12 protein-coding genes are annotated in these 11,152 nt (G+C 71.5%); all 12 read right to left on the bottom strand.

Annotation, left to right across the window (positions count from 1 at the left end; all coding sequences use genetic code 11):
* Window positions 1–44: 44 nt before the first annotated feature.
* The 12 genes from D7I47_RS14275 to D7I47_RS14220 all read right to left on the bottom strand — a co-directional run bounded on the left by D7I47_RS14275 (window position 45) and on the right by D7I47_RS14220 (window position 10,702).
* On the bottom strand, window positions 45–1,505 hold the full coding sequence (locus D7I47_RS14275) for an SCO6880 family protein (protein WP_120763673.1): 1,461 nt from the start codon (window positions 1,503–1,505) through the stop codon (window positions 45–47).
* Between the two features lie 6 nt (window positions 1,506–1,511).
* The gene (locus tag D7I47_RS14270) at window positions 1,512–2,984 is read right to left on the bottom strand and encodes a conjugal transfer protein TrbL (RefSeq protein WP_193726489.1); all 1,473 of its coding nucleotides are present in this window, start codon (window positions 2,982–2,984) and stop codon (window positions 1,512–1,514) included.
* A 40-nt stretch (window positions 2,985–3,024) separates the two neighbouring features.
* Window positions 3,025–3,294, bottom strand: a complete 270-nt coding sequence (locus D7I47_RS14265; RefSeq protein WP_120763671.1) for a DUF6112 family protein — start codon at window positions 3,292–3,294, stop codon at window positions 3,025–3,027.
* Window positions 3,295–3,373: 79 nt separating this feature from the next.
* Window positions 3,374–3,640 carry a DUF6112 family protein gene (locus D7I47_RS14260; protein WP_120763670.1) on the bottom strand — a complete coding sequence of 89 codons (267 nt, stop codon included), beginning with the start codon at window positions 3,638–3,640 and terminating at the stop codon, window positions 3,374–3,376.
* Window positions 3,640–4,815, bottom strand: a complete 1,176-nt coding sequence (locus tag D7I47_RS14255) for a M23 family metallopeptidase (RefSeq protein WP_120763669.1) — start codon at window positions 4,813–4,815, stop codon at window positions 3,640–3,642. Before D7I47_RS14255 ends, D7I47_RS14260 begins: the two co-directional genes overlap by 1 nt.
* Before the next feature lie 14 nt (window positions 4,816–4,829).
* Window positions 4,830–5,525 (bottom strand): hypothetical protein, encoded by a 696-nt coding sequence (locus D7I47_RS14250; protein WP_120763668.1) that lies wholly within the window; start codon window positions 5,523–5,525, stop codon window positions 4,830–4,832.
* Between the two features lie 76 nt (window positions 5,526–5,601).
* Window positions 5,602–6,678, bottom strand: a complete 1,077-nt coding sequence (locus D7I47_RS14245) for a ParB/RepB/Spo0J family partition protein (RefSeq protein WP_120763667.1) — start codon at window positions 6,676–6,678, stop codon at window positions 5,602–5,604.
* Complete coding sequence (locus D7I47_RS14240; RefSeq protein WP_120763666.1) at window positions 6,675–7,535, bottom strand: serine/threonine-protein kinase; 861 nt, start codon at window positions 7,533–7,535, stop codon at window positions 6,675–6,677. Before D7I47_RS14240 ends, D7I47_RS14245 begins: the two co-directional genes overlap by 4 nt.
* Window positions 7,536–7,615: 80 nt before the next feature.
* A complete protein-coding gene (locus D7I47_RS14235; protein WP_120763665.1) occupies window positions 7,616–8,047 on the bottom strand; it encodes a hypothetical protein in 432 nt (143 codons plus the stop codon).
* On the bottom strand, window positions 8,044–8,700 hold the full coding sequence (locus tag D7I47_RS14230; protein ID WP_120763664.1) for a DUF2637 domain-containing protein: 657 nt from the start codon (window positions 8,698–8,700) through the stop codon (window positions 8,044–8,046). Before D7I47_RS14230 ends, D7I47_RS14235 begins: the two co-directional genes overlap by 4 nt.
* Complete coding sequence (locus D7I47_RS14225) at window positions 8,697–9,611, bottom strand: bifunctional DNA primase/polymerase (protein WP_120763663.1); 915 nt, start codon at window positions 9,609–9,611, stop codon at window positions 8,697–8,699. Before D7I47_RS14225 ends, D7I47_RS14230 begins: the two co-directional genes overlap by 4 nt.
* The gene (locus tag D7I47_RS14220; RefSeq protein ID WP_450091339.1) at window positions 9,611–10,702 is read right to left on the bottom strand and encodes a serine/arginine repetitive matrix protein 2; all 1,092 of its coding nucleotides are present in this window, start codon (window positions 10,700–10,702) and stop codon (window positions 9,611–9,613) included. The genes D7I47_RS14225 and D7I47_RS14220 overlap by 1 nt, the downstream gene beginning before the upstream one ends.
* Between the last annotated feature and the right edge of the window lie 450 nt (window positions 10,703–11,152).

Below are 11,152 nucleotides of genomic sequence, written 5' to 3'. Positions count from 1 at the left end.
CTCCTCACAAGAAGGCGTGACGGTTGATGAGCAGGTGCGCCGAGTCAGACCGGCCGGCACAACGGCAGCGCGGCAGCGGTGAACGACTGCGCCTGCTGACCGACGAGCCGCCTGGTCTCGCAGGACGCTTGGATCGCCGCCTGCTCGACCGCGGCCACCGCCGCGTCGAGCTCGTCCACGGTCGGCGCGGACACGGAGACGAGGCCGGAGACGCGCAGGACGCCGTGCCCAGCCGTCAGGTCCGCCTCCTGCTGGAGCACGTCGTCCAGCTCCGCGCTGCTGGCCGCGTCGTCGATCTGCCCGATCTTGCGCCGCTGGGCCGCATCGGAGATGAGTTCGGTCTTCTTCTTCCGCAGGTCCCGGGCGGCCTGGTCGGCACGGACCGGGGTGTAGTGCAGGGCGAGGGTGCGCAGGATGCCGTTGGACAGCACGAGCGGCGCGAGAAACCCGGGATACACCTGCGAGCGAGGCCACTCGGTGATCCACAGCACCGCATGGTGCGCGGAGTCTGACCGCAGCCGGTCCCAGGTCTCCGTGACCGCGACCGGTCCGGCCGTCGCCAGGTCACGGCCGAGGTCCCCGTGCCGTTCCAGCGCGGGCGCGGCGGCGGGGTCGTAGGCCGAGCGCAGGACGACGGCGACCTCGCCAGGCGTCAGCCACCCGGTCGACGTGAGCTCGGCCGCGCGCAACGCCGTGGTCAGCGTACTCATCTCCTGCCGCAGCACCGCGGCCGCACCGCGAATCCCGCCACCGCTGGTACTGATCTGCCGGGCGGCGGCCTTCATGTCGAGCGCGAGCGAGATGGTCGTCGCGTGGCGTTCTCCGGCCGGGCCGGCGCGGTCGATGAGCTCGGCGTAGGTGGTCGCGGCCCAGGAGCCGTCATCAGTGCTGTGCGTGCGCCACCACTCCGCCAGCCCCGTGCCCGAGTCCGGCAGGGTCCGCTCGGACACCTGAATCCGCGCGATCCGCCCGGAACGGCACGCGGCGGCCAGCACGCGGCCCCACCCGGAGACCCGGCGCTGCTGCTCACCCAGATCAAGCAAGACGAACGCGGGGTGGGAGACGCCGAGGATCGCGGTGAGGGTCTGGGCGTGCGGGTCGTGGATCATCGCAGCTCCGGTCTCGGGGTCCTCCCACTCCCGCAGGCTCGCCGCATCTCCAGGGAGCGCGAGGGTTCCGGCGGGGCGGGGCTTGATGACGCGGCGCCGGTAGACGAGCTGCCCGAGGTAGGTCCGGGCAGCCCAGCGGGCGAGGATCGGCACCCACTCGATGACTTTCCGCCCGCCCGCGGGGATCACCGCGAGCAGGGCGCAGGTGCCCCAGATGGGTGTAGTCCAGGCGAAGCCCATCCCGCCGGCGGTGTAGAGGGCGAAGACGACCGTGAGCACCGCGATGCCGAGGACGATGAGCTGCGGCAGGGACAGGCCGAGCATGATGCCGCGCTTGGCGAGCCGGGAGAACTGCACCGGCGCCAGCGGGTAGTCGCTGTTCGAGTTCGTGACCATCAGGTGTTACTCCTTCCCGGCCGGGGTGGACGATGGCGGAGGCGGCGGGTCCTGCCGGCGCCGAGGCGCGGGCGAGGACTCTGCAGGGCCGGGAGAGGACGGCGTGGCCGGAGGCGGAGTTGACGATGCGGGAAGCGGCGGGGTGCCCTGCGACGGCGGCGGGGATGTCTGTTCGGCCGCCGCGCTGGCCTGACTGTCCGCCGCGCCGCCTACCGCTTTGCCTGCCTTCGGGCCAGCGGTCGCTGCGCCCTTGACCACGGCGGCTCCGACGACCACCGCGGCACCGACCGGCCCCGCGGCCGCACCGGCACCAGCGCCGGCAGCTCCGGCGCCCGCTCCAGCCCCTGCCCCTGCTCCGGCTCCGGCTGATGCGGCGGCGCCGGTGCCCGCCGTGCCCGCTCCCGCGCTGGCAGGAGCCGCGGCCGACGCACCCGGAGGGGGTGGGGGCGGTGCTGAGCCTCCGCCCGCGCCGCCTCCACCGCTCGGGGGCTCGCTGCCGGGGTCGGTGCCGCTGTCGAGGACCTTCTTGGCCGTGTCGGCCTGCGGGGCGGACGGCACCGGCACGGGCCGGTTCAGCGCGGACTTCGCCTCCTGCTCGGACGACATCGCGTGGTACATGTCGAAGCCCACGAACGACAGGAACTTGTAGGTGATGTAGGGCGCGAACGCCGCCACGAACATCAGCACGACGCCCGCGATCGGGGCGGAGATGGAGGCCAGGTCGGCCTCGATCGGGGCCGAGACCTGCCCGATCGCGACAAGGAAGATCACGACGAGGACGAGCTTGGAGAAGATCAGGGCGATCACGAACGCCGCCCACTTGGCGAACCAGCCCTTGGTCGCATCCCACGTGGCCCCGGCCAGGGCGACCGGACCGAACACGACCGCCACCAGCAGCAGCGCCTTGCGGATCAGCAGCGAGAACCACACGATCGCCGCCGCCGATATGGCCAGGCCGGCGAGGAAGATCATGAGGATCGCCCCGACGCCAGGGCCGCCGATGTTGATGGCGCCGAGGGCGACGGCGAGGAGCCCGATCTGGGTCCCCATCCCTTCCATCGTGTTGCCGGTGGCCTGCACGATCCCGACCGCGAGCTGATCGGTCACCTCCAACAGCAGCGCCGTCAGCGTGATCACCAAGAAGCTGCCGAGGACGGACTTCGCCAGGCCGAGCGCCGCACGGCTGAGCGCGGTCGGGTCGCGGTGGACCAGGCCGGTGATGAGCTGGAGGCAGAAGAACACGAGCATCACGAACACGGCGACACCGAAGAGGACGTTGTAGACGCCGACGTACTCGGGGCTCGTGACGTCGACGAGGGTCGTGGTGTCGAACACCCACCACACGGCCTCGAACAGCCACGCCGCCGCCCCCGCCATCGCCTGGGCGAGCCAGTCGAACGGGGCCGCGATCAGCGATGCGGTGCCTTCGCCGACGGCGTCGCAGACGGAGGAGATGACCGGGACGTCGCAGACGCTCACCGCGCCCACCCCCGGAGGCGGGCTGTCGTGGCCGGGGTCATCAGACGGCCTGCCCGACGCCCCAGAAGAAGTTCACCAGCGTGACCGCAGCGCCGCAGATGATCGCCGCGCCGCAGGAGACGAGGACCCCGACCTTGCCGCGGCTGGCGAGGTGGGGGTTGCTGCTGTTCGAGCCGAGACCCCAGACGATCGAGGAGACGATCAGGGCGAGGACGGAGAGGATCAGGCCCACCGTCATCACGGCGCCGACGATGATGCGCAGCTGCTCGATGCCCGGAAGGCCCGAGCTGTTGGGGTCGATGTCGATCACGGTTGTGCTCCCTTGACTGGTCGAGACGGGGTTCTCGACGGTCAGGTGCGCACGCGCCCCCAGCAGCAGGCGGGGACGGTCAGAGCCGGGTGCCGAGGTCCAGCAGGAAGTTGAGCCACGCGACCCCGGCGCCCGCCAGCGCCGCGGCTCCGACCGCGACAAGCAGGCCGGTGCGGGCCTTGGTCGCTGCCTGGTAGTTGCCGGAGGCTCCGCTGATCGCCCAGATGATGGCGCAGAGGATTAGCATGAGCACCGCGGTGACGAGCACGAACGTCAGCAGCGCGCCGACGACGGAGCGCAGGTCTGCGGCGCCGCCCACGCCGCCGAAGTCGGGGAACACGTCCATCACGCACCCCCTGCGGTGCAGAGGGCGGGGGCGGCATCGCCGCCCGCAATCCCTTCGGCACCGTGTTCGGTGAGCCAGGCGTCGGAGTCCACCGGGTCCGCTCCGGCGCCGCCGGGGTGGATCTGCAGGTGGAGGTGCGGGCCGGTCGAGTGGCCGGAGGAGCCGACGTCCCCGATGTGCTGCCCGGCGGTCACGGTGTCGCCTTCGGCGACATGGATGCCGTGCTGCCACATGTGCACATACATCGACGCGACCCGCTCACCGCCGACGGTGTGCTCGATGACGATGACCCCGCCACCTGCGTCGGTGTAGTTCGCGCGCACCACGACGCCATCGGCGACGGCATAGATCGGGGTTCCATCGGGGGCAGCGAAGTCCGAGCCCGCGTGGAAGCGACGTTCCCCGGTGATCGGGTCGTTACGCCACCCGAACGGACTCGTCCGCACCCAGGCTCCCTCGGGAAGCGGGAACACGATCCTGGTCGTCTCCGGCACGACCGGTGTCTCATCCCCGCCACCGTGGCCAGAGGGCGCGGGGCGGGTGAGCGCGGCGAGGATCGCCTCAGCGACCGGCTGATAGTTCTGATACCTGTCCGGGTAGGCGCTGACCTCGACGGCCTGCGCGGCCTCGCCGGGGTCGAGCTGCTGCCAGCCCGGGATGTCAAGCAGCCCCCGCGGGGACGGGTAGTTCGGACCGGACTCCCCGCCGTAGAACGCTCGAGCCTGGTAAGCCGAGTCCATGAGCTCGGCGACCGTGCCCCACCCGGACGCAGGGCGCATCTGGAACAAGCCGAGGCTGTCGTGATCCGACCCGTTGCCGTCGTTCGGATAATCCGCCGACTCGGGGTAGGCGCTGGTGTTGGCGAGCATCCGCAGGGTGGATTCGGTGAGCGCGGCCATGAGCGCGATGAGCACCCCGTCGCGGCCGACGCCGGCGGTCTGCCCGCCGACCGTGATGATCGTCGCCGCGTGCGTGAGCTGTTGCCGGTTCAGCGTGACCGTCTCGCCGTTGCGAGTCGTCGCGGTCAGCGAGTCCGGGACCGGGCCGACCGCGAGTGAGCCGGGCGTGCAGACGGCGGCGGTCGCGGAAGTGCCACCGAGCGTGGCGACACCCAGGAGGGCCGTGGAGGGCCCGATGAGCAGCAGGGTGAGTGCGAGGACGGCGAGCTTCTTCATCACGACGCTCCCGGCTAGTGCAGCGGGTTGTCGAGCTCGGACAGCCGCAGCACCTCGCACGAACCCGATGCCGCGCCGCGGCCGGGCGTGGGCGGGGTGCAGACGAGGAACACGGTGAACGCGACCGGGCGGGATGCCTCCACCGGCGTCGTGCCCCAGGTGCCGTCGCGGTGCCTCGTGCCCTCGAAGGTGTAGGCGGTCGCCCCGGCCGGGATCTGGCCGGGTGCGGCCTGGTCGACGGCGGTCTCCCACGCCTCCGGGATGAACACCTCGTCGATGGTGAGCCACTGGCGCGTCGCATACTGGCGGAGCTGCGCCCATGCCTCCGTCGTCGGGAGGTAGGCGCGCACGTCGCCCACGAACGCATCCGCCTCGGAACCCTGGGCGGCATCCGCGAGCACCTGCGCGTAGTCGGACGGCGTGTGCCCGGTCGCGGTGTCCCAGGTAAACAGGGCGGTCGCGACCGCGCGGGCGAACGCCTCCGGGCCGAGGTTCTGCCGCAGCGGCTCCAGCTCACCGCCCGGCGTCGGGCCGGGCATCACCGGCGCCGTTGTAGAAGGACGATCGCTCGGTGCCGGGCCGGCCGGGGCGGCGGGGCCGTGGACGAGTCCGTAGATGCCGATGCCGACGAGGACCAGCAGGGCGAGGCCTGCGGCGGTGGCGGCGATCAGCAGGCGACGACGGCGACGGTCATCAGGAGCGGGGTCCATGAACAGGGGTCCTTCCCGGACGGCAACAGGGATGCGTGGTTGCCAGGAAGGTGCGCACCACCGCCCCCCGCTCTGTTCAGGCGGTCTGCTCGGCCCGGTCCTGCCGTGAGGAACGGGCGGCGTCAGTGAACGCGACGGTGCCGGCGATGGTCTCCTCGAACCGTGCCCATTGCTCGGTGGTCAGTGCGGGGCCGACCTCGGCGGGGTCGTAGTGCTCCCACCACGAGGCCATGTCGTCCCACGTCGCGGTGAACACGCTCAGCGGGAACGGCACCGGGAGACCCGGCACCACCGCCGTCAGCGCGGGCCGCTTCGCCTTCCTGCCGGTCATCTTGGCGGCCTTGACGCGGGCGAGCGCGGCCTGCGCCAATTGCTCCAGCTCCGCGGCCTTCGCCTCCCGCTCCGCGGCCCGCACCGCATCCGCTTCGGTACGGGCCTGCTCGCGCAGCTCGGCGGGCTGGGCCAGGTCGGCGGCGAGCTGGTCGAGCTCCGCCAGCGACAGCTCCGCGTTCACGCGCAGATGCGAGGGATAGACGCTACCGCCGGTCTTGATCCGCTCGACCTCCTGCGCGGCGCGCGCCCGCACCGCCTCGGGCTGGGAATCGTCCGCGGCGAGGTCTTCCAGCCGGCCGATGCGCTCCAACGTCGTGTATGAGGCGCGGCCAGTGACCATCCGAGCGGCCTGCGCGCGGGTCTTGCCCTGCTCAATCCGCGGTGGTGCCAAATTGGCACCACCGCCTTCTGCGCCGTCGGCGGACGTTTGGAACCGGGCGGCCTCCTGGCGGCCGGCGGCGTCCTCGGCCAGCAGGGTCTTCAGTTCGCGGTATAGAGCGGCAGCTTCGAGCTGCGTGAGGGGCTTGTGGAGCTGGTTGTCGTCCTGCTCCGCCATGAGCTGCCCGAGCCGGTCGGAGACCCCGGACCGCACCCACACGTTGACGGTCTTGATACCGAGCAGCTTGATCGCCGCCAGCCGTCGGGCGCCGCAGATCAGGTGCCCGTCCAGGGTGACCGTGATCGGCTGCAGCAGCCCGTGGCGACGGATCGACTCGACCAATGGGGTCAGGTCGCCGTGGTCGTGCCGGTGCCGCGCGCCGACGATGATCGAATCGACCGCGCGCTCCAGCTCGATGCGTCCTTCCAGCGGCGTGCTCATGACCCGCCGCTCCCGGCATCGAATCTGGGTGCAGCGAGCCCGGCGGTGATCACGAGGTCGTCGTCCGTCAGCAGCGCGCGCAGCGGCTGGCCGATCAGCAGGCGGCGGAGCATTCCGCGGCCGGCGTTCGTGTGTGCGAGAGCCGGGTCGGGAACGCCGAGCACGACCCGCAGCAGCGCCGTCCAGGATGCGCCGGGGAGATCCAGTAGGGCGCGGGCCTGCCGGTCGCGGCGCAGCACCTCGAACGCCGATGCGCGCGAGGACGCCTCCGTGAGCCGGGCAGTGACGTACTCGACCGCGGCCCGCGCGGTCTCTGGCTCCCACCCGACCCGGGTGAGGAACGCGATCGTGTCCTCGATGGCGGTGGCGACGTTCACCGTCCGCTCGGGCACCGCGTCTCCGTCGTCGGGCTCGTCGTCGGTGAACGGGTCGAACCGGAACGCGGGGTGGTAGTCCGGCAGCGGGTTCTCCCGGTCGCTGAACCGCTCCGCATCGTGGAACACCGAGTAGCGGGGCCGGCGGGCCTGGTGGACGGAGCACAGCAGCCCGTTGCCGCGCTCCTCCGCGGTGCACGTCACCTGCACCGCCCGCGTGATCACCCCCCACGGGTCCTCCGCCCGGCGGGTCGCGGCACCGCGCATCGCCTCGAATGCCGCAGACGCCGCCTCCCACGGGTCCAGCCCGTGCTTGCGGGCCAGCGCCGCGTACTTGCTCGACGCATGCTCCATGAGCGCAGCGGCCTCCGGGTCATGGCGCCACGCTCCGCGCCCCGCCTCGTGGAGGCGGGTGAGCAGGGCGCGCAGCGCCTCCGAATCCTCGAATCGTTCCCGCCGGTCGCGGGCCGTGGCAGTCTCCATGACGGCACCTCCTGACAGGCAGGTGCGCACACGGCCCCCAGCGGCCTCGCTTCGCGCCGTCGCGCCGGGGGCGAACATGGTTACCCGAGCCCGATCCCGGAGCGCGACACCCAGGAGTAGTGCTCCCCGGACCCACGGCCGAACGCCGTCACAGGCGGCAGCTTCCGGGCACGCTCGCTCACGAACCGGACACCAGTGCGCGCCCCGGTCCGCGTCGCCCGGTACGCCTGGCCGGGAACCCGGCGGGAGCGACGCGCCAGCTCAGCCTGGAAGTCGATACCCCGCCCCGCGATCCGGGCAGAGCGGGACGCCATCAGGTCGGTCGGGCGCACCCACTCCACGCCCGGCCGCTGCTTCTTCGCCGCCTCCGTGGCGCCTTGGGTCAGCGACGGGTCTCGGTGCCGGGCGAGCGCCGAGGTATCCCCTTCCCGCGGCGTCTCGTCGCGCTCCCGCCGGTCCGGCTCGCCCTCGACCTGCTCGTGGAGAGCGGTCGTGTGCTGGTCGTCGTTCATGGCGTCTCCTTCTCCTCAGCCGTCGTCAGTGCGGGCGGGACGAACCAGCGGCCCACCGTGGATGGGTGCACGCCCAGATGGCGGGCGATGGCCTTGTTCGACCAGCCCTGCTCCCGCAGGCGCGCCGCGAGCTCCCGGCCTACCTGGCGCACAGGCGCGACTGCCGGCGGCGCCGGTGCAGCATCAGGCATGTCCTCATCAGGCGCAGACTCCTCGGCGGGCTCGATACTCACGGGAAGTGGGCGAGTGAGAATCACGGTGAGGTGTGTGATCGCCAGCAGCACCAGCGGCGGTACCGCCGCGACACACGCGGCGAGCACGCCCGGCACGTCGGCGTCGGCCGCGACGACGGCGTGGACCGCGTTCGCCGTCACCGACACCAGTGCACCGGCCGCGAGCAGCAGCCACGGGTACCAAGCCGACCGCTGGCCCGCGAGGGCGACGACAGCGACCGTCGCGACGACGATGATCCCGTCGACGATGAGCGGCCACGCCCAGGCCTGCCCGGCATCTACGCCCGAGCGGCGAGCGAGGTCTGCGAGGGCGGTGAACGAGAGCCAGAACGCGCCGGCCGCGATGAACACCGTCCCGGCCACGGCCGTCACGACCGCGACCCGCCCGCCCCGCGGCCGTACGGTCGTTGGCGGATTCATGAGAGCACCTGCCCGGTGAGCTTCGTCGGCTGGCGCGGGGCATCGCCCTGTCCGACGACGGATGCGGGCTGGACGTGCGTGGCGCGGTATGCAGAGCGGATCGTGGTCTCGATCTCCCGTTGCGGGAGGCCGACCTGTTCACCGGCCGGGGCGAGTGCGTCGACCATCTCGGGCAGTGACAGGCCCGCCTCCGCGAGACGGCACGATGCCCAGAACAGGCCGCGGTTGCGCTCGCCTTCGTCGCGCATTCCGACCCACGCGGCCAGCCGTGCGGCATCCTCCGAGCGGATCGGGCCGCGCACCCGGTGCGGGGCAGGATCCGGGCGCGGGTCGAGGAAGTCCCGCAGCCGATCCGCATCGACCGGGGCGGGCGCCCGGTCGGCGCCGGCGACGAACTCGTAGGAACCGGTGCCGGTCACGGCCGAGGGCGGGGCGATGATGTAGCCGCCGTCGCCACGGAAGTCCACATGCGCCTTCGCCGCCTGCCAGGACCGCTGCGGCCGGTCCGTGTCGGCCGGGAAGTAGAAGTGCGCCCCGCCGGACGCCGACCTGACTACGGCCAGCCACCCCGGCACGAGACCGGCGCGGCGGGCGCGCTCGAATGCGGCGACCCCGTCGCCGCCGGGCTTGCGGTCCACGTCGACGACCTCGACCCCGGAGACAGCACCGGTCGGGACGCCGATGTTCGCCGACGGCCACCGCCGCCACCATGCCGTCACCTGGCGAGCGTCGGTGGTTGCCGCGTGGAAGCCGCCGGGCTGCGCTTCCGGGTTCTCCTCATCGGGCTTCAACAGCGGGTTCTTCGCGCCCGGCACGCACGGCAACACAGGCACCCCAGCAGCCGCGAGCAGCGCGGCGGCCTGCGGCAACGGAAGGGCCGACACCGAGGAGAGGACGCTGGCGACGCTCATCACAGGCTCCTCATCGCCACGTCCGCAGGACGCGACGAACGCGCCAACTCGACCGGCACCGACTGGGGTGCGATCCGCTCCGAGCCAGCCACACGCGAAGTCCCAGCCGGCTCACTGGACAGGCCGGGCGGGTCGCCCGTGTCGACCTGAACGGTGGGCAGCGCGTCGAGAATCGTCACCGCGATCTTGCGGACTCGCTCGCCGGTGGCCTGCACGACCTCGGCCGGGTCCTTGTCCTTGACCGTGCCCGCCCAACCCGAGACATACGGGATCGTGTAGGCGGCGGTGTCCATGCCATGCGCGGCACCGATCATCAGCGCCACGGACTCGGCCTCGACCTCGCCGACGCCTCGATGCCCGGTCGCATCCGGATTGTCGGGGCCGTGCAACATCACATGCGCGAGCTCGTGCGCGAGAGTCTTCACCTGCGCGGCCCCGTCCATGTTCGTCCGCACCGCGACCCTGCGCGCCTGGAAGTCGGTCAAGCCGTTCGCGCCGTGAATCATGCCCTCGTGCTCGACCCGCAGCACCGCGAAGCCCTCGGCCGCCACCAGCGCCGATAGCCCTTCCCATAAACCGTCCGGTGCCTGGCCTCCCAGCAGCGTCGGCGCCGGGCGTTCAGGGATCGGCGGGCCGTCGGTCATCGAGACGTCCCAGACACGCACCGGAATCGCGCGGACCATCTTCGACCGGACCGTTTCTCCGGGCTTCGGCTTCTCGTACCTGTCCAGGCGGCGCCATGATCCGGGGTTCTGCGGTGCCGCGGACGCGAACCGCGCCATCAGCGGCGCGAAGATCTGCATCGACCCGCCCGCCAGCGGAGAGTGACCCAACGCCTTCCACTGCTTGTAGCCGGCCACGAACGTCGGCTCCGGCACGCTCGTGCGCCCTGCCTCGTAGAGGTCGATGTGCTGCGCCCAGATCAGCAGAGTGTTGTTGAATGACTTCGCACGGAACCGCGCCGCGAACTCGAGCGCACGCTTCCAGTCCTCACCCGAGACGAGCTGTTCGACCGCAGCCGCTAGCCGCTCATGGAGTCGTTCGAGCTTCGCATCTCGTGCAGCCCGCGCCTCCTCGTCCCTCGCCATCATCGACCTCCTCCCAGTATGGGCCGGAGGCGTGTGGCCGGTGGCCCTTGCGACCATGAGGTGCGCCGGGAGCCCCAGAGAAGGCGGACGAACTGCCCGTGCAGTTGGTCAGGTTCTGCTCTGAGCCCGACGACATAATCTGACTATCGCGACAGGTCAGAGTTCGCTTTATATTGAGTCTCGGGCGGTCAAATCGGGTTCAGCCGCGAGCAGATCGAGATCACACCACTGCTGCGGGGAACGCTGAGTTGAGCATCGAGGGTGAACTCCCGTTGCTCGGCCTGGGGTGCCGGGTTGGCGAGTCTGTTGCGGAAGAGGAGCGGCTCATCACGATCCAGGCTGTGGCCGGGGTCCGAAGCCGCCGGCTTCGAGCAACGACCGGGAGGTCGAAGAACGCTAGTACGTCGGTGGCCCGCTGACGCAAGGTTCGGCCAAGGCAGGCTAGCTAGTTGT

Origin of the sequence: Protaetiibacter intestinalis, from assembly GCF_003627075.1 — a bacterium.
GTDB lineage: Bacteria > Actinomycetota > Actinomycetes > Actinomycetales > Microbacteriaceae > Homoserinibacter > Homoserinibacter intestinalis.
Note: the sequence above shows the minus strand (reverse complement) of the source record. Positions and strands in the feature narration are given on the sequence as shown.